The organism is Kitasatospora sp. NPDC059673, assembly GCF_042734215.1.
Lineage (GTDB): Bacteria > Actinomycetota > Actinomycetes > Streptomycetales > Streptomycetaceae > Kitasatospora.
In genome coordinates, this window is sequence record NZ_JBHWEN010000005.1 from 35,253 (window position 1) to 55,757 (window position 20,505).

The 20,505-nt window shown below is 73.0% G+C and carries 17 protein-coding genes and 2 pseudogenes; 14 read left to right on the forward strand and 5 right to left on the reverse strand.

The features are described from left to right. Window positions 1-271: 271 nt before the first annotated feature. From ACFV18_RS08075 to ACFV18_RS08090, 4 genes are all read left to right on the forward strand, one after another. Window positions 272-1,072 (forward strand): ABC transporter ATP-binding protein, encoded by an 801-nt coding sequence (locus ACFV18_RS08075; RefSeq protein ID WP_380480491.1) that lies wholly within the window; start codon window positions 272-274, stop codon window positions 1,070-1,072. Beyond that, window positions 1,069-3,606 carry an ABC transporter permease gene (locus ACFV18_RS08080; RefSeq protein WP_380480493.1) on the forward strand — a complete coding sequence of 846 codons (2,538 nt, stop codon included), beginning with the start codon at window positions 1,069-1,071 and terminating at the stop codon, window positions 3,604-3,606. Before ACFV18_RS08075 ends, ACFV18_RS08080 begins: the two co-directional genes overlap by 4 nt. Before the next feature lie 327 nt (window positions 3,607-3,933). Continuing rightward, window positions 3,934-4,656, forward strand: coding sequence for a hypothetical protein (locus tag ACFV18_RS08085; RefSeq protein ID WP_380480495.1), 723 nt, complete (start codon window positions 3,934-3,936; stop codon window positions 4,654-4,656). A gap of 78 nt (window positions 4,657-4,734) precedes the next feature. Further along, on the forward strand, window positions 4,735-5,280 hold the full coding sequence (locus tag ACFV18_RS08090) for a Uma2 family endonuclease (protein ID WP_380480497.1): 546 nt from the start codon (window positions 4,735-4,737) through the stop codon (window positions 5,278-5,280). A gap of 18 nt (window positions 5,281-5,298) precedes the next feature. Here the strand turns inward: ACFV18_RS08090 and ACFV18_RS08095 are convergent, their stop codons facing one another. Then, window positions 5,299-6,306: a DsbA family protein gene (locus ACFV18_RS08095; RefSeq protein WP_380480499.1), complete on the reverse strand. Its 1,008-nt coding sequence runs from the start codon at window positions 6,304-6,306 to the stop codon at window positions 5,299-5,301. A gap of 74 nt (window positions 6,307-6,380) precedes the next feature. Between ACFV18_RS08095 and ACFV18_RS08100 the strand changes: the two genes are divergently transcribed. Both ACFV18_RS08100 and ACFV18_RS08105 read left to right on the forward strand, forming a co-directional pair. Next, window positions 6,381-6,938, forward strand: a complete 558-nt coding sequence (locus tag ACFV18_RS08100; RefSeq protein ID WP_380480501.1) for a TetR/AcrR family transcriptional regulator — start codon at window positions 6,381-6,383, stop codon at window positions 6,936-6,938. A gap of 250 nt (window positions 6,939-7,188) precedes the next feature. Further along, window positions 7,189-8,136 carry a GNAT family N-acetyltransferase gene (locus ACFV18_RS08105; protein WP_380480503.1) on the forward strand — a complete coding sequence of 316 codons (948 nt, stop codon included), beginning with the start codon at window positions 7,189-7,191 and terminating at the stop codon, window positions 8,134-8,136. Window positions 8,137-8,201: 65 nt separating this feature from the next. On the opposite strand, the gene ACFV18_RS08110 is transcribed toward ACFV18_RS08105, so the two are convergent. Beyond that, entirely contained in the window at window positions 8,202-9,056 is an 855-nt protein-coding gene (locus tag ACFV18_RS08110) for a lysozyme (protein ID WP_380480505.1), read from the reverse strand. A gap of 302 nt (window positions 9,057-9,358) precedes the next feature. Between ACFV18_RS08110 and ACFV18_RS08115 the strand changes: the two genes are divergently transcribed. Further along, window positions 9,359-10,222 carry a metallophosphoesterase family protein gene (locus tag ACFV18_RS08115; RefSeq protein WP_380480507.1) on the forward strand — a complete coding sequence of 288 codons (864 nt, stop codon included), beginning with the start codon at window positions 9,359-9,361 and terminating at the stop codon, window positions 10,220-10,222. 76 nt (window positions 10,223-10,298) lie between these two features. Then, the gene (locus tag ACFV18_RS08120) at window positions 10,299-10,919 is read left to right on the forward strand and encodes a GNAT family N-acetyltransferase (RefSeq protein WP_380480509.1); all 621 of its coding nucleotides are present in this window, start codon (window positions 10,299-10,301) and stop codon (window positions 10,917-10,919) included. 105 nt (window positions 10,920-11,024) lie between these two features. On the opposite strand, the pseudogene ACFV18_RS08125 reads toward ACFV18_RS08120, so the two are convergent. Next, window positions 11,025-11,123, reverse strand: a pseudogene (locus ACFV18_RS08125) (YkvA family protein); the annotation flags it as partial. A 393-nt stretch (window positions 11,124-11,516) separates the two neighbouring features. Between ACFV18_RS08125 and ACFV18_RS08130 the strand changes: the two are divergent. After that, window positions 11,517-11,771, forward strand: a complete 255-nt coding sequence (locus ACFV18_RS08130; protein ID WP_380480511.1) for a hypothetical protein — start codon at window positions 11,517-11,519, stop codon at window positions 11,769-11,771. Window positions 11,772-11,838: 67 nt separating this feature from the next. Here the strand turns inward: ACFV18_RS08130 and ACFV18_RS08135 are convergent, their stop codons facing one another. Then, entirely contained in the window at window positions 11,839-12,330 is a 492-nt protein-coding gene (locus ACFV18_RS08135; protein ID WP_380480513.1) for a glutathione peroxidase, read from the reverse strand. Window positions 12,331-12,579: 249 nt separating this feature from the next. Here ACFV18_RS08135 and ACFV18_RS08140 point away from each other — a divergent pair, with 249 nt between their 5' ends. The 5 genes and pseudogenes from ACFV18_RS08140 to ACFV18_RS08160 all read left to right on the forward strand — a co-directional run. Continuing rightward, entirely contained in the window at window positions 12,580-14,928 is a 2,349-nt protein-coding gene (locus tag ACFV18_RS08140; RefSeq protein ID WP_380480515.1) for a heavy metal translocating P-type ATPase, read from the forward strand. Window positions 14,929-15,195: 267 nt separating this feature from the next. Further along, window positions 15,196-15,714, forward strand: a complete 519-nt coding sequence (locus tag ACFV18_RS08145) for a (2Fe-2S)-binding protein (protein ID WP_380480517.1) — start codon at window positions 15,196-15,198, stop codon at window positions 15,712-15,714. A 2-nt stretch (window positions 15,715-15,716) separates the two neighbouring features. Continuing rightward, entirely contained in the window at window positions 15,717-16,706 is a 990-nt protein-coding gene (locus ACFV18_RS08150; RefSeq protein WP_380480519.1) for an FAD binding domain-containing protein, read from the forward strand. Next, entirely contained in the window at window positions 16,703-18,913 is a 2,211-nt protein-coding gene (locus tag ACFV18_RS08155) for a xanthine dehydrogenase family protein molybdopterin-binding subunit (RefSeq protein WP_380480521.1), read from the forward strand. Before ACFV18_RS08150 ends, ACFV18_RS08155 begins: the two co-directional genes overlap by 4 nt. A 46-nt stretch (window positions 18,914-18,959) precedes the next feature. Then, window positions 18,960-19,311, forward strand: a pseudogene (locus tag ACFV18_RS08160) (XdhC family protein); the annotation flags it as partial. A gap of 52 nt (window positions 19,312-19,363) precedes the next feature. Here the strand turns inward: ACFV18_RS08160 and ACFV18_RS08165 are convergent. Next, a complete protein-coding gene (locus ACFV18_RS08165; RefSeq protein ID WP_380480523.1) occupies window positions 19,364-20,347 on the reverse strand; it encodes a LysR family transcriptional regulator in 984 nt (327 codons plus the stop codon). Between the last annotated feature and the right edge of the window lie 158 nt (window positions 20,348-20,505).

Sequence of the window (20,505 nt, forward strand, 5' to 3'; positions counted from 1 at the left end):
CATTGCTTTGCGGGAACTGAACCGGTGGGCTCGCGTTCCGTTCTCGCGTTCCGCGGCGATTGCCGTTGCTTCGCCGGCTCCCCGTTTCTCCCGGTAGTACCACGGTATGACGGGCCGATTGGCTCCGGGGAGTGACGCCCGGCCCGATACCGTCTTCCTACAGTCCTCCCCGCACGGCGATTCCGGACGGCGCGTCAAGCCGGCACCGCCCGGAGACGGCACCCACCGGAATCCCCGTGGCACGTCGTTGAACAGCAAGGGAAGGCACATCATGGCACTTCGCCGCGACCGCACACAGGTCGAGCGACCGCACTCCGCGCACCCGGCGATCGAGCTGCGCGACCTGTGGCGGAGCCACGGCCGGGGCGAATCCGTTGTGCACGCGCTGCGCGGCGTCGATCTTGCCCTGCCGCGCGGGAGTTTCACCGCCGTGATGGGGCCGTCCGGGTCGGGGAAGAGCACGTTCCTGCAGTGTGCGGCCGGGCTGGACCGGCCGAGTTCGGGCAAGGTGCTGCTCGGCGGGACGGAGCTCACCGAGCTGGACGAGAACCGGCTGACCGAGCTGCGGCGCAGCCGGATCGGGTTCGTGTTCCAGTCGTTCAACCTCCTGCCGTCGCTGACGGTGCGCCAGAACGTGCTGCTGCCGCAGCGGCTCGCCGGAGGGCGTCAGGACCGGCGCCGGGCCGAGGAGTTGTTGGCCCGGGTCGGCCTGGGAGGCTTCGGCGGGCGTCGTCCGGGCCAGCTGTCCGGCGGGCAGCAGCAGCGGGTGGCGATCGCTCGTGCGCTGATCACCGAACCCGAGGTGGTGTTCGCGGACGAGCCGACCGGGGCGCTGGACACCCGCTCGGCCCAGGAGGTGCTGGCGCTGCTGCGGCAGGCGGTGGACGCGATGGGGGCGACGGTGGTGATGGTCACCCACGATCCGGTGGCCGCCTCGCATGCGGACCGGGTGCTGTTCCTTTCCGGCGGTGCGATCGTCGACGAGTTGTGGCGTCCCGAGCCGAGGGAGGTGGCCGACCGGATGCTCTCGCTCACGGCGGCGCCGGGCAGCCGCGCCGGAGCGGCGGCGTGAGCAACGGTCTGGCCCGTGCCGCGGTGCGCTTCAGGCCCGCGTCCTTCGCGGGCAGCTTCATCGCGCTGCTGTTCGCCGCCGCGATCATCACGGCCTGTGGCACCTTGCTGCAGACCGGCGTCACGGCGCGTCTCGCACCCGAGCGCTACGCGCGCACGCCGGTGGTGGTGGCCGGTGACCCGTACGCCAGGATCAGCGTCAAGCACGACAGGAGCACCGAGGAGAAGGAGACGGCGCTTCCCGAACGCGCGCGGGTGGACGCCGGATCGGCCGCACGCATCGCGGCGCTTCCCGGGGTCGCCGCCGCGGTACCGGACCTGGCGTTCCCCGTGCAGTCCCCGGCCGTGCCGACGCTGACCGGCCGGGGCTACGCGTCGATCGGCTTCACCGCCCCGACCGCCGGAGAATTGGTCGAGGGGCGCGCCCCCGGTGCCGGAGAGGTGGTGCTGGACGAGGCCACCGCGCAGACTGCGAAACTGCGTACCGGTGACCGGGTCGAGCTCATCACGCCCGCGGGCACCGACACCTACCGCGTCTGCGGCCTCGCGGACGCGCGGGCCGGCCGGGGCAGCGCATGGTTCGCCGACACGGTGGCGGACCGTCTCGCCGGGCACCCCGGCCGGGTGGACGCCATCGCTGTCACACCGCGCGAGGGCGTGCCGGTGAACGAACTCGCTTCGAAGGTGCGGGAGACGGTCGGCGAATCCGCCAAGGTGTTCACCGGCGATGACCGCGCGACGGTGGAACGGCCCGGACTGCTCCAGGCCCAGCAGATCCTGATCGGCCTCGGCGGATCCTTCGGCGGGACCGCCACCCTGGCCGCCGTCTTCGTGGTGATGAGCACCATCGCCCTCGCCACCGGGCAGCGCGCCCGCGAGTTCGCCCTGCTGCGCGCGATCGGCGCGACCTCGCGCCAGATCCGCCGCACCATCGCGACCGAGGCGCTGCTGATCGCTCCGCTCGCCGCGGCCCTGGGCGCGGTACCGGGGATCGCACTGGCCCGCTGGTGGTTCGACCAGCTGGTGGCACGCGGCGCGGTGCCGGAGGGAGTCGCACTCGAAGCCGGCCCGCTGCCGGTCCTGGTCGCGGCCGTACTGAGCCTGCTGGCCGCACTGGCCGCCGGCAGGCTGGCGGCCCGACGGCCGGCCCGGCTCCGGCCGGGCCAGGCCCTGGGCGAGGCCGCAGTGGAGCGCGTCCGCCCCGGGAAGGCGCGCACGGTCATCGGCCTGGTCGCGGCGGCGGGCGGCCTGGTGCTGACCGGGGTCGCGAACAATCTGAACGGTGCCGGTGCCGCCAACACCGCGCTCGGCATGGTCATGTGCTTCCTGCTCGCGGTCGCCCTGCTCGGCCCGTATGTCGCGCAGGTCTGCACCGGCCTGCTGGGCCTGCCCCTGCGGTCGGGCCGGGCCGGCGCTTCCGGCTCCCTCGCGGCCGACAACACCAGGGCCCACGCCCGTCGGCTGGCCTCCGCGATCATCCCGATCGTCATGGTCGTCGCGTTCTGCGGAACCCTTCTGCTTCTGCAGGGCACCGTCCGGCACGTCTCCGGCGAGCAGGTGCGCGACGGGATCGTCGCCGACCAGGTGCTCGGCTCGGCCGGTGCCGGCCTGCCGGCCGACACCGTCGAACACGCCGCCCGGGTGCCCGGAGTGGCGACGGCAATCGGTGTGGTCCGCACCGGCGTGGTCCACAGCTCCGGCCAGGACCTCGCCTCATCGACGGCGCTGGGGGTTTCCGGTGATCTGACGCGCCTTCCCGAGGTCCTCGATCTCGGCGTCCGCAGTGGCTCGTTGGGCGCCCTCGCCGAATCGGCCGACACCGTCGCCCTCTCCGCCGCACTCGCCGACAGCCTGCACGCCAAGGTCGGCGACCGCGTCCCGCTCCGGCTCGGCGACGGCACCCAGGTGAGGCCGAAGGTCGTCGCGACCTACGAACGCGGGCTGGGCTTCGGACAGGTGGTCCTGCCCCGGGCCGCCGTGGCCGGCCATGTGAACGCCGCCTTCGACAGCCACGTCCTGGTGAGCGACGCACCCGGTGCCGAACGCGTCCAGGTGGCAGAGCGGTTGGCGAAGCTCGCGGCCCCGGGCCTGACCGTCATGAACGCCGCCGGCTTCGCCGCGCAGGAGGACCGCGACCAGCAGGTCACCTCCTGGGCGAACACCGTGATGGCCGCCGTCCTCGGCGGATTCGCGGCCGTCGCCGCCGTCAACACCCTGGTGATGACCGTCCTCGACCGCCGCCGGGAAGTCGGACTGCTGCGGCTCGCCGGCGCCACCCGCCGCCAGGTCCGCGACATGATGCGCTGGGAGGCGCTGCTGGTGGCCGCCACCGGACTGACAGTCGGTGGCGGCATCGCCTGGCTCACCCTGGTACCGATCACCCGGGGTGTCACTGGTGCCGCACCCCACGTCCCGCTCACCACCGTCCTGTCGCTGGCCGCCGCAACGATCCTCCTCAGCCTCGCCGCGACCGCCCTCCCGACCCGGGAACTGCTCCGCACCCACCCGGTACGCGTAGCAGCGGACCGGCAGTAGACAGCCGCTGTCGAAACGGCGCCGGACCCCGGCGCCGTCCGCGGCCCCGACGAACTCCTGCCCCGTCCCCCGTTGTCCGCCAGCGTCTCCCGTCACTGGGTACGCGTGGCGCCGTACCCGGTGGTGGTCGTGTGCGTCGGGTACCTGCTCCCGTTCGGCATCGTGCACCTGCACACCGCCCACAGGGTCGGCACCCCGGTCACGGCGGCACTCGCCGTCGCCCAGTGCGTCCCGCCGCCCGCTGCCGGCTGTCCGCGACGGGCATAGTACGCTCGTTCTGTGAACGGTCGTTTCACGTTCGATAGGCTCTGCTTCGGGGAGGGGCGCATGAGCAAGACTGACCGAGCTGCGGCGATCACGGTGCGGAAGAAGACCTCGGACCGCGTACTGGTGGCGGTGGGGTTCCCGGTTCTGGGAGCAGGGGCCGGATTCCTGGTCAAACTCCTGGCGCACTGGGCGTCCACCCTGCCGTGGATCCCGTGGCAGGGGCCGCTCGACCTCATCGCCAAGGCGCCCGAACCGGCCGCCACCATTGGGAGTCTGGTGCTCGGCGCCCTGCTCGGCGGCGCAATCGTGGTCCTGGCCGAGCGCGGCTACGTCACCGTCACCGTCGAGCAGGACAGGATCACCACGGACCGCGCCGACTCCAGCCGGAGCGCTCCCCGGCCGGCGATCAGCGGCGTGTTCGCCGACCGCAAGCGGCTGGTGGTGCTCGGCACGCAGGGCGAGGAACTGATCGCCGAGTACCGGAACGAGGGCGCCGACCTCCCGTCGGTCGAACGCCTCGCGGAGGCCTTCCGCGCCCACGGGTACCCGTGGCTGCCCGACGGCGACCCCTACCGCGACGCGTACCGCCGCTGGGTGGACGGCATACCGGGCCTGCCGCCGGGCGGCAACGTGCTCTTCAAGGCGCGGGCCGAGGCGCTGAAGAAGCGCGAGGAGAAGGAGATCGGCGAACTCCGCCGCGAACTGGCGAAACTCGGCCTGGTCGTTCACGACGTGGGCGACCGCCAGTGGTGGCGCGACACCCGGGCGCCCGCCAACCCGTAACGCGCCCCCGCCACCCTGCGGTGGGCCCCGCGTGGGGCTGGGGCGCCATATCCTGTGGGCAACGGGAAGGAGCAGTTGATGAGCGTGGACGCGGTCATGCACACCGAGTTCCCTCCGGGGTACGTGGTCTTTTTCGGCACGGACGGGAAGGTGGTCATGACTCCGCGGAGCGTGGAGCACTCCAGCACCATCAAGTCGATGCAGATCGACTCGCTCTCGCTCGGCCGGCATGCGAAGACCGCATCCGACGTGTACCTGGACTTCCCGGCCGACGAGAACTCGGCCCCGGACTTCGCGATCCTGCGGGAGGACGCGCAGCGGCGGGGCAAGCGCTACGGCTTCGAGGACGTGCTGCTGATCGCCGAGGTGGTGTCGGTCTCCTCGGCGCGCAAGGACTACGACGACTGCACCGCGAAGTACGGCCGTTACGGCATCCCCGTCTACGTGGTGGTGGACCCGTACGCCGGTGAGGTTGTCGTCCACACCCGGCCCGCCGGCTCCGGCTACATCGCGGCGTACACGCGCAAGTACGGTTCGGGCAAGCTGCCCATCGAGCTGGCCGACGGGCGGACTTACACGCTCGACCTGGACGAGCTGCCCCGGCCGGAGCCGGGTGTCAACTGACCTGGCGGCGTTGGGAGTTCACGTCGCGTACTCGGGCGTCATGGCGGCCGCCAGGGCGAGGTGCACGGCGGCCTCCTCGGTGCGGCCCTGGCGGGTGAGGGTGCGGCCGAGGAGGAGCCGGGCGTAGGAGTCGTCCGGGGACTGGGCCACGAGTTCCTCCAACATGCTTGCCGCGCGCCCGAGTTGGGCGGAGGCGAAGTAGGCGCGGGCGGCCAGCAGGCGCACGCCGGGCTCGTCGCCGTACTCGTCCAGCAGGGGGTGGAGCAGGGTCAGGGCGCCCAGCGGGTCGCGCTTGTCGAGCAGGGCGTCGGCGTACCGGAGCCGTTCGACCTCGGCGGGGAGCTGCCGGTGGGGCCGGCCGCCGGCGTCGCGCAGGAAGCGGGTGAGGATCTCCGGTGACTGGGCGCCGGCCAGGGCCTGGTCGCCCACGACCAGGGTGGGGGAGGTGGCGACACCCCGGGCCTTGCCGATCAGCAGCAGTTCCTTGACCTGCTGATCGGCAGCGCCGTCGGCCAGCAGTGTGCCGGCCTCGGGGAATCCGGCGGCGGTGGCGAGCCGCTCCAGGGTTTCGGCGTGGCTGATGTCGAGGCCTTCAATGAAGTGTGCCTTCATGAGGGCTTCGGCGAGGGTGTGCTGGAGTTCGGCGCCGCCGTGCTGGTGGGCGAGGGCGAGCAGCCGGTGCGCGTCGTGGCTGCTGGCGCGCCAGGCGGCGCCCCAGGTCGGCCCGAGCCCTTCGGCGGCGGCGATCTCGGCGATCGGTGGCGTCTGCGCCACGGGGGCGGGCCCGATGGTGCAGGCGGCTTCGGCGTCGTTCCGGTTGCCCAGGATGCCGAGGTCGCGCAGCAGCTCTTCCTCCGCCGATCCCTCGAACGGGGTGGCGGGGACGGGCGCGGTCGGGTCGATGCGGAACGGTCGCCACACCAGCTCGACCGGCTCGCCGTCCCAGTCGGCGAGGGCCTTGTCCAGTCGCCGCTTGCCGATGTACGCCCACGGGCAGACCGGGTCCGCCCAGATCTCGATTCGCATACCTCGACAGTAAGCGACGCCTGTTGTTTAAGCAACACTCGTCGGTTATGCGACGGACGTCGTACAGTGACGCCATGAATCTGGACGACCCGCGCGTACAGCGCACCCGAGCCCGGCTCCGGGAGGCGATCCTGGAGCTGGTCGCCGAGCAGGACCTGGACGCCATCACCATCTCCGCGGTTGCCAAGCGGGCCGGGATCAACCGCGCCACGGTCTACCAGCACTACCCGGCGATGGACGCGCTGGTGGTGGACGCGATGGACGGCCCGATCGCCGAGGTCGCCCAGGCGGTCCGGCAGTGTCCGGCCGACGCGCCGCCCGGCCGCACCCCCGAGGCCCTGGTCGGGCTGTTCGAGCACATCGCGGCCCGGGCCGCCGTCTACCGCTGCGTCCTGGGCGGCCAGGGCAGCGCCGGCTTCGCCGACCGGATGCGCGAGCAGGTGACCGCCGCCCTGACCGGGCGGTTCCGCGAGGGCGCGCGCCCCGCAGGGTTCGACGAGGTGCCCGTGGACCTGCACGCCGCCTACCTGGCCGGTGCGCTGCTGGGCGTCGTCACCCACTGGATCACCGGCGAGCACCCGGCGCCCGCCCCCGAGGTGGCGGCGGCGTTCTGGCGGCTCTTCCGCACCTGAGCGGACGTGTCTGACGATGCGTCAGTTCGCCAGGGGACACTCGACTCCGGCGGGAACCTGCGGATCGCCGGAAACCTGATCGCCCGGCAGACGAACCCGGTCGTCCGCCCGGGCGCCCCGGAACGACGGACCGTGCCGCCCGCCGTCGTGCCCGGCCCGGCATCGCGCTCAAAAACCGCTTGGGGCAAGGCCGTTGGAACGGGTAGAAAGACCGGGTTTGCCACCGCAATCGACAGTGGAGGAGGGGGACATGGCATTCCCGGACGGAATGACGGTGCGCCCGGCGGCAGTTGAGGACGCCGAGGCGGTGTGCGTGCTGCTCAACCGGGTGGACGAGATCGAAGTGGGGCGCGCCTTCACCGACTTGGAGGAGGTCCAGGAGGACCTCGGCGACCCTTCGGTGGACCTGGAGCGCGACTCCTGGCTGCTGCACGACGCCGACGGGCAGCTCGTCGGATACGGCATCGTCCGCGACCGCTCGGCGGGGGAGCGGATCGACCTCGACCAGTACCTGCTGCCCGGGCACACCGCCGCCGGCCTTCAGCTGTTCGAGCTGATGGAGGACCGCGGCGCCGAACTCGCCCGCCGCAACGGTGCCGACCGCGCCGTGCTGCACCTGATGCTCAACGCCCGACCCACCTTCGACACCGAGGCGTTGGCCGGTCGCGGCTGGCGTCACATGCGCCGCCACCACGCGCTCACCCGCGACGTCGATCCGAAGACCGACCAGTTCCCGCAGCCCCCGGCGGGCCTGCGGCTGCGGGCCTGCGCCACCGAGGACGACCGGCGCACCGTGCACCGGCTGATCCACGAGACCTTCGCCGAGCACTACGACTTCCAGCCGCGCAGCTACGAGAAGTGGTGCGCCGACACCGGCGCGGACAGTGCCGACTGGTCGCTGGTGTGGATCGCCGAACTCGACGGCCACGGCGACGTCGCCGTGCTGCGCACCCGCGACGACCGGTCGGACGCGGCCTGGGCCTCCCACATCGGCGTGCGCTCCGAACTGCGCGGCCGGGGCCTCGGCGGTTACCTGCTGCGGTACTTCTTCGCGTTCTACGCCGAGCGCGGCCGCACCCGGGTCGGCCTCGGGGTGGACACCGCCAACGCCACCGGCGCGCCCGCGCTGTACCGCGACAACGGCATGGTGCTCGATTTCGCCGTTGACACCTGGGAGTTGATCGTCCCCGTCGCCTGAAACGGCCCTGCCCGCGACCGGTGTGGGGGAGAAATTCGGTCGCGGGCAGGTGAATTGACGGTCCGTCAGCCGTTGGCGAGGGCCTGGAGGCGGTCCAGGGCGCCGTTGAACCAGTTCTGGTCGCCGGGCAGCGTGCCGGAGTCGGCGTACTGCCAGATGGTCTGGTACGACCAGCCGGCCGGCAGGGTGCCGACCGTGGAGGCGTAACGGGCGATCCACAGCGGGTTGGTGGCGCCGAAGGAGCTGTTGTTGCCGGTGCAGGTGGTCCACCAGTCGGTGGTGGTGTAGATCACCGGGTAGCGGCCGGTCTTGGCGAGCACGGTGTTGGAGAAGTCCCGGATCCAGCTCACCATGCCGGCCTGGCTCAGGCCGTAGCAGGTCGCGCCGTACGGGTTGTACTCGATGTCCAGCGCGGGCGGCAGGGTCTTGCCGTCCTTGGACCAGCCGCCGCCGTGCGCGACGAAGTACGCGGCCTGGGTGGCGCCGGAGGAGACGTTCGGCAGCGCGAAGTGGTAGGCGCCGCGGATCATCCCGACGTTGTAGGAGCCGTTGTACTGCTGGGCGAACGAGGGGTTGGTGTACGTGGTGCCCTCGGTGGCCTTGACGTAGGCGAACCGGCCGCCGTTGGCGTACGCGGTGCTCCAGGCGACGCTGCCCTGCCAGTTGGAGACGTCCATGCCCTTGGTCTGGGTGGCGGCCAGGGCGGCGAGGGAGTTCGCGGTGGAGGTCGAGGTGTCCTTGCCCTCGTGGGCGGCGACGGTGGAGCCCGCGTAGTCGAGCTCGGGGTGGAAGTTGGCGGGGGTGCTCGGCTTGGCGGCCTGGGCCGGGGAGGCGGCGGCGACCGCGCCGACCAGCAGGGCGGCGGACGCGACCGCGGTGGCGGCGCGACGGAACGTGCGGCTGGTGCCGGAAGCGGGCATGGCGAGTCCTCATGTGGGGTGAAGGGAGCAGCCGGTTTCGGCCGCTGCGGAGCATATAGTCATGGCCCCGTCAGTCAACAGAGTGTTGAAACCACACATCGTCAGAACGTATGTAGAGCGAACAGACATAGGTGTCACTGCTGAACACCCGGGGTTCCACTGGATGTTGACACTACGACAGAAACCCCTTCCTGCTGGCTTTGCCGCCCCCTCGGCGGTAGCGTGTCAACGCGCGTCCCACTGCCGGGATGCGCCCGCGGACACCCGACCGGTGCACCGGTGGACACAGAACGGGGGGTGCGGTGGCGGACGGACGCCTGCTCGCGGTCAGCGACCTCCACGTCGGCGTCGCCGAGAACCGGCCCGTCCTCGACGCCCTCCGGCCGACCGGCCCGGACGACTGGCTGATTGTCGCCGGTGACGTCGCCGAACAGGTCTCCGCCGTCGAAGGCACCCTGCGCTTCCTGGCCGGACGCTTCGCCAAGGTGATCTGGACGCCCGGCAACCACGAACTGTGGACCACCACCCGCGACCCCGTCCCCATCGACGCGCCCGAGCGCTACCGCCAACTCGTGGAACGCTGCCGGGAGATCGGCGTCGTCACCCCCGAGGACCCGTACCCCGTCTGGACGGGCCCCGGCGGCCCCTGCGCCGTCGCCCCCGTCTTCACGCTCTACGACTACAGCTTCCGGGTCCCCGGCGTGCACACCAAGGCCGAGTCGCTGGCCCGCGCCCGCGAGAACGGCGTGGTCTGCACCGACGAGTACCGGATCAGCCCAGCCCCGTACGCGGGCATCGACGAGTGGTGCCGGGAGCGCGTCGAGACCACCGAGAAAGAGCTCTCCGCGCACGACCCCGAGCTGCCGCTGGTCCTGGTCAGCCACTGGCCGCTGGACCGCCGCCCCACCGACGTCCTGCACCACCCCGACTTCGCCCAGTGGTGCGGCACCGAACTCACCGCCGACTGGCACCGCCGCTTCAACGTCGCCGCCGTGGTCTACGGCCACCTGCACATCCCGCGCACCACCTGGTACGAGGGCGTCCGGTTCGAAGAGGTCTCGCTCGGCTACCCCCGCGAATGGCGCCGCCGCGGCCACCCGCGCGGACTGCTCCGCCAGATCCTGCCCTACCCCGGCCCGCCCGAGCAGCCCGTCCCGGCGCCCTGAGCGCCCTGATGCGGCTCCGGTGGGGGCATGGCGCTGTGGCACCATGGCCGTTCGAGCACCCGAAGGAGCGCACCGCATGACCGCCGAGCCGACCGCCGAGCCGACCGCCTCCCGCACCGCCGACCTCGACACCGCCGGCCTCGGCACCGCCACCGGGCCGGACTTCCGCACCGCCACCGGGCCGGACTTCCGCACCGCCGAGGCGCCGGACGTGCCGACGGTGGTCGCCCTGGTCGAGTCCGCGTACCGGGGCGAGGCGAGCCGGGCCGGCTGGACCACCGAGGCGGACCTGCTCGACGGCCGGCGCACCGACGAGGCCGCCGTCGCCGAACTGCTGGCCCGCCCCGAATCGGTGGTGCTGCTGGCCGAACGGGACGGCCGCCTGCTGGCCTGCTGCCACGTCGAACGGCGCGGCGCCACCGGCTACTTCGGCATGTTCTCGGTCTCCCCGACCGCCCAGGGCGGCGGCCTCGGCCGCCAGGTGCTCGCCCGCGCCGAGGAGTTGGCCCGGGCCTCCTGGGGCGTCACCGCGATGGAGATGACCGTCATCGAGCAGCGCTCCGACCTGATCGCCTGGTACCAGCGGCGCGGCTACCTGCGCACCGGCGTGTACGAGCCGTTCCCGTACGGCGACGAGCGGTTCGGCATCCCGCTCCGGGACGACCTGCGCTTCGAGAAGCTGGTCAAGTCGCTGTAGCGGCAGCGGTGTTCAGCCGTCGGCGGGCAGTTCGCCGGCGGCCCCGCGCCGCGTCCACGCCACGTACCGGCCGGACTCCCGGGTCAGGCCCACCAGGAACCACAGCAGCAGGCCGGTGTCGTCGCTCCAGCCGAGCACCGGGATGAAGTCCGGGATCGCGTCGATCGGGCTGACCAGGTACACCGCCACCACGAACGCCAACAGCAGCAGCTTGCCCGGCCCCACCCCCGGGTAGCGGCGCAGCAGCACGTCCCGGACCAGGCGCGGCAGCGCCCACACCCGCGCCGCCAGGCCGGGCGCGCCCGGCTGCCGGGTCTCCCGGTACAGCCCCCACGCGGAGCGCGTCACCGCCAGGCCGTCCAGCCCGCGCACCCGCGCCACCGACCCCTTCGACGCCTTGCCCTTGCCCACGCGGTCCTCCCGAGGAACCCTCCGACTTCCCTCCACGGTACGGGACCGCCCACGTCCACCACGGCCCGTGCCGGACCGCAGCCCCTTCGTGACGCTCCCGGCACGGTCGCGGCCGAACGGTGACACCTGCGGCGGCATCGGCGGTGCGAGCATGCGCGGCACGCGGACGCGGCCGAAGCTGGCGGCATGACGACCAACAGCAACACCGGAAACGGGACGGGCACGGCCGAGGAGCCCCTGGTGCGGGTCGCGGAGTTCCGCACCGACAGCCGCTACCGCCTCGTCCACTTCAAGGACGCCGGATGGAAACCGCTCGCCCCCGAGGAGTTCGAACCGGAGGTGAAACACCACTTCCCCGACCTCGACCCGCACGACCCGGTCCGCGTCCACTGGGACGACCGCCCCTGGCAGTGGCCCGCCTGGCACCCCGGCGAGGCCTGAAGGCCCGAGAGAACCACGGAACCCGCCGGCCGGTCCGCTTTCCCGACCGCCCGGCGGGTTCCGTCCGTCAGCCGCGCAGCTGCGCCTCGATCGCCGCCACCAGCTCCGCCGACTCCGGCTCGGTCCGCGGACGGAACCGGCCGACCGGCTCGCCGTCCGCGCCCACCAGGAATTTCTCGAAGTTCCACTGGACGTCCCCGGCCTCGCCCGAGGCGTCCGCCAGCTCCGTCAGCCGCGCGTAGAGCGGGTGCCGGCCGGCCCCGTTCACCTCGACCTTCTCGAACAGCGGGAACGACACCCCGTACGTGGTCGAGCAGAACTCCTGGATCTCCTCCGCCGACCCCGGCTCCTGCCCCGCGAACTGGTTGCACGGGAAGCCGAGCACGGTGAACCCGCGCTCCCCGTACGTCTGCTGCAACCGCTCCAGACCCGAGTACTGCGGCGTCAACCCGCACTTCGACGCCACGTTCACCAGCAGCAGCACCTTGCCCCGGTACTCCGCCAGCGACGACGGCTCGCCCGCCGGCGTCCGGATCGGAAGCTCGAACAGCGACGCCATTGCCCCACCTGCCCTCTGTACGCCGGCCCCCGGGCACCCCGGGACGCCGGACGGGAAACACCAACACCGCCGAACCTACCGCGCGCCACCCGGGCTTCCGGGCTCTTGCGCCCCGGGGCCCCGGGATCTTGTGGCCCGCCCCTGAAGGATCTTGTGGCCCGTCCGCCGGGACGGACGGCCCCTGGCCGGACCCGGTGGACCGAGGTGCACTGGAAGGGACACCCACAGCCCGAGCGGAGGAGACCCCCCATGGCACCGCACACCGCGCCGAGCGAACAGGGCGGCGCCCGACGGCTGCTGAGCGGCGGCGGCATCGAACCCGTCCTGCTCGGCGCGATCACCCTCGCCACCGCCGTCGGCCTGATCGCCTGGGCGGCCGGCGCCCACGGCTTCGCCGACCGGTGCTGGATCGTCGCCACCGCCGCCGCCATCGCCCCCGCCCTGATGTGGGTCGTCCAAGCCCTGCGACGCGGCCGGGCCGGCGTCGACCTGATCGCCGTCCTCGCCCTGGTCGGCACCCTCGCCACCGGCGAATACCTGGCCGGCGCGCTGATCGCCCTGATGCTCTCCGGCGGCCGCTGGCTGGACGCCGCCGCCGAACGCCGCGCCACCCGCGACCTGCGCGAACTGCTCCGCCACGCCCCCCGCACCGCCCGCCGGCGCACCGGCGACACCACCGAGACCGTCCCGCTCGCCGACATCCGGATCGGCGACCGGCTGGTCGTCGGCCCCGGCGAAACCGTCCCCGTGGACGGCCGGATCACCGGCAGCCGCGCCGTCCTCGACGAATCCGTGCTCACCGGCGAATCCGCCCAGGTCACCCGCGAGGCCGGCGACCCCGTCCGCAGCGGCGCCGTCAACGCCGGCAGCGCCTTCGACTTGCGCGCCACCGCCACCGAGGAACACAGCACCTACGCCGAGATCGTCCGCCTCACCCAACAGGCAGGCGCCGAACGCGCCCCCGTCATCCGCCTCGCCGACCGCTACGCCGCCTGGTTCCTGCCGCTCGCCCTCGCCGCCGCCGGCCTCGCCTGGCTGATCTCCGGCGACGCGATCCGCGCCGTCGCCGTCCTGGTCGTCGCCACCCCCTGCCCGCTGCTGCTCGCCGCACCCGTCGCCGTGGTCTCCGGCATCTCGCGCGCCGCGCGCAAGGGCGTCGTGGTCCGCGACGGAGCCGCCCTGGAGACCCTCGGCCGGGCCCGCACCGTCTGCCTCGACAAGACCGGCACCCTCACCACCGGGCGCCCCCGCGCCTTCGACATCGCCACCGCCCCCGGCCACACCCCCGCCGAGGTCCTCGCCCTCGCCGCCGCCGTAGACCAGTACTCCCCGCACGTCCTCGCCGAAGCCATCACCGCCGCCGCAGCCGAACGGGGCCTCACCCTGCCCCCCGTCCACGACGTCACCGAACAACCCGGCCAGGGCGCCCGGGCCACCCTGGCCGACGGCAGCACCGCCACCGTCGGCCAACGCGACACCGAGCACCTTCCCGCGGAGCGCCTGCCCGCCTGGATCCGCGCCGCCGACAACCGCGCCGCGCTCGACGGCGCCGCCCTCGCCTGGGTCGCCGTGGACGACCGGCCGATCGGCGCCGTCCTGCTCCGCGACCCCGTCCGGCACGACGCCCCGCGCACCGTCCGCCGCCTGCGCGAGGCCGGCGTCACCCGGCTGGTCATGATCACCGGCGACCGCCCCGAACCCGCCCGCGAAATCGCCGCCGTGGTCGGCCTCGACGAGGTCCGCGCCCGTCAGTCGCCCACCGACAAGGTCGCCTCCGTCCGCGCCGAACGCGAACGCGCCGTCACCGTCATGGTCGGCGACGGCGTCAACGACGCCCCCGCACTCGCCGCCGCCGACGTCGGCGTCGCCATGGGCGCCCGCGGCGCCAGCGCCTCCTCCGAAGCCGCCGACATCGTCCTCACCGCCGACCGCGTCGACCGCCTCGCCGACGCCGCCCAGATCGCCACCCGCTCCCGCCGGATCGCCGTCCAGTCCGCGCTCGGCGGCATGCTGCTCTCCCTCGTCGCCATGGGCTTCGCCGGATTCGGCCTGCTGCCGCCCGCCGCCGGCGCCCTGCTCCAGGAACTCATCGACGTCGCCGTCATCCTCAACGCCCTGCGCGCCCTGCGCCCCGGGCGCGGCACCGGGCCGGAGATCTCCGCCGACACCGAAGAACTCGTTCACCGCTTCGCCGCCGAACACGACGACCTGCGCGAGGTCGTGGAAGCCGTCCGCGACGCCGCCGACCGCCTCACCACCTCGGACCCCGCCGACGCACTCCTCGCCGTCCGGCACGTCGACCACCTGCTCACCACCCGACTCCTCCCGCACGAGGAAGCCGAGGAACACGAGCTCTACCCCGCCCTCGCCGACGCCCTCGGCGGCCCCGAAACCACCGCCACCATGAGCCGCACCCACACCGAGATCCACCGCCTCGCCCACCGCATCAGCACCCACCTCGCCCACGCGGAGCCCGTCGGCGCCCTCGCCCCCGAACAGCACGACGACCTGCGGGCCTGCCTCTACGGCCTGCACTCCGTCCTGCAACTGCACTTCGCACAGGAGGAGGAGAACTACTTCTCGCTGAGCGCCGCCTGACAGATCGTCGTCCTGCATCAGCGGCCCGCCGGGACCGTCCGCCACACGGCGGACGGTCCCCGGGCGACGGGGCGCGCTCGCTGCACACCGTCAGGAGCGTGGCCCAGTCCATTGGCGTGTCGTCACGTGACGTAGCGCGACGGCAGGTGGCGCGGGTACCCCAGGGGCTTGACCAGGGGTCAACCCTGGTACGCGGGCCCTGCTCCCAGGGAATAGTCGTGCATGTCCTTCCCCAGGTCTCCCCGGCGCTCAAGAAATCGAGGCACCATGAAGCACCCAACGACCGAGGCACGCCGCTCCGGGCAGTCGCCTCCCGTCGTGCCGCACGTTGACGTCACGCTCACCGTCAACGGCGCCGCGTACGCCCTCCGGGTCGACGCCCGCGTCACGCTCCTCGACGCGCTGCGTGACCATCTGGGCCTCACCGGGGCGAAGAAGGGGTGCGACCAGGGTGCCTGCGGTGCGTGCACGGTCATGGTGGACGGGAAGCGCGTGGTCGCCTGCCTCGTCCTGGCCGCCCAGTGCGAGGGCCGGGAAGTCACCACCATCGAGGGGCTGTCCCCGGACGGCGAGCCGCACCCCATGCAGGCCGCCTTCGCGCGCCACGACGCGTTCCAGTGCGGCTACTGCACTCCGGGACAGATCATGTCCGCGGTCTGCCTCGTCGCCGAGGGACGGGCTGGCACCGACGAGGACATCCGCGAGTTCATGAGCGGCAACCTCTGCCGCTGCGGCGTCTATCCGAACATCCGCGCGGCCATCCGCGATGTCACCGGGGAGCGCTGACCGTGTACCCCTTCGCCTACGCCCGGGCCACTGACGTCGCCCAGGCGGTCGCCGACGCCACCGCCGACCCGCACACCTCGTACCTCGCGGGCGGGACCACGCAGCTGGACCTCATGAAGGACGGGGTGGTGCGGCCTGGGCGGCTCCTCGACATCACCCGCCTCCCGCTCGGCGGCATCACGTACACCGGGACCACGATCCGGGCCGGTGCGCTGACGACGATGGAAGAACTCGCCGCCGACACCGTCGTGCGCGAACGCCTGCCGTTCGTCCGGGAAGCCCTGCTGCTCGGGGCGTCGCCCCAGCTCCGCAACATGGCCACGATCGGTGGCAACCTGCTCCAGCGGGCCCGCTGCCGCTACTTCCGGGACCCCGCTGTCCTGGCCTGCAACAAGCGCGATCCCGGGTCAGGATGCGCCGCCGTCGACGGCAGCCACCGCATGCACGCCATCCTCGGCACCAGCGACCACTGCATCGCCCTGCACGCCTCGGACGTGGCGGTGCCCCTGGCGGCCCTCGACGCCGTCGTCCACATCCAGGGCACCGACGGCCCGCGGTCGGTCCCCCTCACCCGGTTCCACCTCCCGCCGGGCGACACCCCGCACGTCGAGAACGTGCTGCGGCACGGCGAGCTGATCACCGCGGTCGAGATCCCGCTGCTCCCGCCCGCCGCGCGCTCGCACTACCTCAAGGTCCGCGACCGGGCCTCGTACGAGTTCGCCCTGACCTCGGCCGGCGTGGCCCTCGTCCTGGAGGACGGGCTCGTCCGGGAGGCACACGTCGCGCTCGGCGGCGTGGGCACCGTGCCCTGGCGTGCCTGGGGCGCCGAGGACGTACTGCGCGGCTCCCGAGCGACCCCGGAGGTGTTCCGCGCGGCGGCGCGGGCCGCCCTGGAAGGCGCCCGGCCGCTGCCGGGCATGGCGTTCAAGGTGGACCTGGCCGCGCGCACCCTCGTCCGCACCCTCGAGACGGTGGCAGGAGTACGGTCATGACGACCTTCGGAACCAGCGGCATCGTCGGCGCGGGAATCGAGCGCGTGGACGCCCCGCTGAAAGTCACCGGGGCGGCGCACTACCCCAACGACTTCTCCCTGCCGGGCATGGTCCACGCCGCCCTGGTGGGCAGCACCGTCGCCGCCGGACGCATCCGGGACATCGACGTGTCGCGGGCCGAGGCGGCCCCGGGCGTTCTGGCCGTCATCACCCACCTCACCGCGCCCGAGCTGGCGCGCGGTCCACTGACACTCCTGGGCGGATCGCCCCCGGCGCCGCTGCAGGACGACCGGATCCTGCACTACGGCCAGCACGTCGCCGTCGTCGTGGCCGAGAGCGCCGAGCAGGCGCGGCACGGGGCACGGCTGGTGCACGTCGACTACCAGGCGACCGAGGCCGTGCTCGACCTCGACGACCCCCGGGCCGAGATCGTGGACGATCCCTGGGGACTGGACACCCGCAAGGGCGACGTCGCCGCCGGCTTCGCCCGGGCCGACGTCGTCGTCGAGGACACGTACACCACCCCCGACAACACCAACAACCCGCTGGGGTTGATGACCACGCTGGCCTCGTGGCACGGCGACGCGCTCACGGTGCACGACTCCACCCAGTGGCCGCACAACGTCCGCACCACGCTGGCCGTCGTATTCAAGGTGCCCGAGAGCGGCATCAGGGTCCTCGCGCCGTTCGTCGGCGGCGGCTTCGGGGCCGGTCTGCGGGTGTGGCCGCACGTCATCCTCACCGTGCTGGCGGCCCGGCAGGTCAGGCGGCCCGTCAAACTCGTCCTGACCCGCCCGCAGATGTTCACCTCGGTGGGACACCGGCCGAACAGCGTCCAGCGGATCAGGATCGGCGCCACGCGCGACGGCGACCTCCTCGCCATCGAGCACCACGGCCTGTCCTCGGTGGCCATGGAGGACGACGACTACGAACCGGTGTCGTTCGGCTCGGCCGTCGCCTACGCCTGCCCCCACGTGCTCACCGAGGACAAGCAGGTCCGACTCAACATCCCCTGCCCCGGCTCCATGCGGGCGCCGGCCGAGGGCCAGGGCAACTTCGCCCTGGAGTCCGCCATCGACGACGTCGCCCACGCCCTCGGCATGGACCCCCTGGAGTTCCGCCTGCGCAACCACGCCCAGCAGCACCCGCTGTCGGGCCTGCCCTGGTCGAGCAACGCGCTGCGGGAGTGCTACCTGCGGGGCGCCGAGCGCTTCGGCTGGTCCCGGTACACACCGGAACCCGGTTCGATGCGGGACGGCCGCTGGCTCGTCGGATACGGCCTGGCCGGCGTCTCCTACCCCTTCTACCAGGTGCCCTGCCAGGCGCGCGTCTCCGTGCGCCGGGACGGCTCTGCCCACGTGCGCAGCGCCGCCGTTGACATCGGAACCGGCACCTACACGGTGATGACCCAGCTGACGGCCGGGCTACTCGGCCTGGAGGTCGAGCGGGTCCGCTTCGACCTCGGCGACTCCGACATGCCGTACGCGCCCCAGGCGGGCGGTTCCGGCCTCACCGGCGCGCTCGCCAACGCCGTCCACGCGGCGTGCCGGCGGCTGGTGCGGGAGTTCCTGGACGTGGTGGCCGACGACGCCGCCTCCTCGCTGCGCGGGGCGGCGCCCGACGATGTCACCGTCACCGGAGGACGCATCCACCGCACCGGGGACACGGCCCGGGGGGAGTCCTTCGCGGACATCCTGGCCCGCCACGGCCTCGAAGAACTGAGCGCCGACGGCAGGAGCACACCTCCCCGGTCCGAGGACCTGGGCATGGCCCTCGCGGGTGCCTTCGGAGCGAAGTTCGTCGAGGTACGCGTCGATCCGGCCCTCGGCCTGCTGCGCGTCGCCCGGGTGGTGTCCGCGATCGACGGCGGGCGGATCCTCAACGAGAAGACCGCCGCTGGCCAGATCATCGGCGGCACGGTCGGCGGCATCAGCCAGGCCCTGTTCGAGGAGACCCTCACCGACCGGGGTACCGGGCGCATCGCCAACGCCACCTTCGGCGACTACCTCATGCCCGTCAACGCGGACGTACCCGACGTGGAGGTGCTGTTCGTGGGCGGTCCCGACCGCGCGACGGCCGTCGGCACCAAGGGCGTCGGCGAGATCGGTCTGGTCGGGCTCGCGGCGGCCGTCGGCAACGCTGTCCGCCACGCCACGGGGCGGCGCCTGCGCTCCCTGCCCTTCACCATCGACCAGCTCATGCTCTGAGCCGCGTCCGTGCTCCGAACTGCGAGGATCCGTAAGGAGGAAGACATTGCTCGACATCGCCGACTCCCTCGATGGGTGGGCCGGGCAGGGCCGGGACTTCGCCGCGGCGACCGTCGTCGGGGTCAGCGGAAAGGGCACCCCCGGGAACCCGGCGCCGCACTGGCCGTGAACCGCGAGGGCGCCGCCGTCGGGTCGGGCTCGGGCGGGTGCGTCGAGGGCGCCGTGTACGAGCTGTGCCGGCAGGCCCTGGAGGACGGCCGGCCCGTGCGCGAGAGCTTCGGTACAGCGATGAGACCGCGTTCGCGGTGGGCCTGACCTGCGGCGGCATCATTGACGAGGCCGACGTCCGGGAAGTGGTCGCGGCGGCGGTGGGCGCGCCGAGCGGCGGTAGAGCGTCGCCGGCCTGCCCCGGCCCGGTCGGGTGAATCCGGCGCGGGGCGGGAGGGGGCGTCAGGCCGGTGGCCCTGCCGGGGCGAGGAGGGTGTGCAGGGAGCGGTTGTGGCGGCGCAGCCAGGCGCGGTAGGCGGGGTTGACGCCGGCCAGGTCGAGGTAGGCGTGGCAGAGGTCGCCCCAGAGGCCGTCGAGTGCCGGGCCGCCGACGGTGTCGGGGCGCCAGGTGAGCAGTAGCCGGACGGCGAGCGGGTCGCCGTGGACGGGGCGAAGGACGGTGCCGGGGCCGGGCGGCGAGGTGGGCTGGCAGGGGCGGACGGCTTCGCCGGAGGCGACGAGTTCGGCGGCGGTGGCGTTGTCCCGGACCTGGACTACGCGCGGGTCGAGTCCGGCCTCGGCGAAGACCCGGCGCAGCGCGGCGTACTCGTGGTCGGCGGTCGGGTCGACCATCCAGGTGTCGTGGGCGAGGTCGGCGAGGCTGACGACCGGCCGGCCGGCGGCGGGGTGGGTCTCGGCGAGGGCGACGAACTGGGGTTCGCGGGCGACCAGCACCCGCTGCTCGGTGCCGACCGGCACGTGCAGCGGAAAGCCCTCGCTCTCGTGGACGAAGGCGATGTCGAGCTGTTCGACGGCGACCAGGTGGATCAGGGCGATCGCCGAGATGTCGATGTGAATGGTGGTCTCGGTCTCCGGGAGCCGGTCGTGGATGCGGCGCAGCCAGGCGGCGACCGCGCGGCTGCCGACGCTGCCGATCCGCAGCCGGCGGCGGCCGGGCCCGGCGGCCTCGGCGCGGGCGGCGGCGACGAGGGCGTCCATCTCGGTGATCACGGGTCGGGCGCGGGAGAGCACCGAGTGGCCGAGGGCGGTGGGGCGGCTGCCGGTCCGTTCGCGGGTGAACAGCCGTCCGCCGATGGCCCGTTCGATGCGGTGCAGTTGGGTGGTCAGCGACGGCTGGGCCATGCCGAGTCGACGGGCGGCCTTTCGGACGCTGCCGGTGTCCGCGATCGCGCACAGCACCCGCAGGTGTCGGACGTCGAGCTCCATCACGGGAGCATAGCCAGGCACCCATGACATGCCAAGGGCATGTCAAATTCTGTCAACGGGCCGTCACTCCGGGGGCTGCGCACGACTATTGCCCCGAGCTATCGCCGGTTGCCATCTCCGCACCCCGCCCGCCCTGCCCCAAGCTCGGTGCAACACCT

What these genes read in the sequence shown, in the direction of transcription:
- ACFV18_RS08075 (WP_380480491.1), top strand. Translation starts at nt 272, where the DNA reads ATGGCACTTCGCCGCGACCGCACACAGGTCGAGCGACCGCACTCCGCG.
- ACFV18_RS08085 (WP_380480495.1), top strand. Translation starts at nt 3,934, where the DNA reads ATGAGCAAGACTGACCGAGCTGCGGCGATCACGGTGCGGAAGAAGACC.
- ACFV18_RS08090 (WP_380480497.1), top strand. Translation starts at nt 4,735, where the DNA reads ATGAGCGTGGACGCGGTCATGCACACCGAGTTCCCTCCGGGGTACGTG.
- ACFV18_RS08095 (WP_380480499.1), bottom strand. Translation starts at nt 6,306, where the DNA reads ATGCGAATCGAGATCTGGGCGGACCCGGTCTGCCCGTGGGCGTACATC.
- ACFV18_RS08100 (WP_380480501.1), top strand. Translation starts at nt 6,381, where the DNA reads ATGAATCTGGACGACCCGCGCGTACAGCGCACCCGAGCCCGGCTCCGG.
- ACFV18_RS08105 (WP_380480503.1), top strand. Translation starts at nt 7,189, where the DNA reads ATGGCATTCCCGGACGGAATGACGGTGCGCCCGGCGGCAGTTGAGGAC.
- ACFV18_RS08110 (WP_380480505.1), bottom strand. Translation starts at nt 9,056, where the DNA reads ATGCCCGCTTCCGGCACCAGCCGCACGTTCCGTCGCGCCGCCACCGCG.
- ACFV18_RS08120 (WP_380480509.1), top strand. Translation starts at nt 10,299, where the DNA reads ATGACCGCCGAGCCGACCGCCGAGCCGACCGCCTCCCGCACCGCCGAC.
- ACFV18_RS08130 (WP_380480511.1), top strand. Translation starts at nt 11,517, where the DNA reads ATGACGACCAACAGCAACACCGGAAACGGGACGGGCACGGCCGAGGAG.
- ACFV18_RS08135 (WP_380480513.1), bottom strand. Translation starts at nt 12,330, where the DNA reads ATGGCGTCGCTGTTCGAGCTTCCGATCCGGACGCCGGCGGGCGAGCCG.
- ACFV18_RS08140 (WP_380480515.1), top strand. Translation starts at nt 12,580, where the DNA reads ATGGCACCGCACACCGCGCCGAGCGAACAGGGCGGCGCCCGACGGCTG.
- ACFV18_RS08145 (WP_380480517.1), top strand. Translation starts at nt 15,196, where the DNA reads ATGAAGCACCCAACGACCGAGGCACGCCGCTCCGGGCAGTCGCCTCCC.
- ACFV18_RS08155 (WP_380480521.1), top strand. Translation starts at nt 16,703, where the DNA reads ATGACGACCTTCGGAACCAGCGGCATCGTCGGCGCGGGAATCGAGCGC.
- ACFV18_RS08165 (WP_380480523.1), bottom strand. Translation starts at nt 20,347, where the DNA reads ATGGAGCTCGACGTCCGACACCTGCGGGTGCTGTGCGCGATCGCGGAC.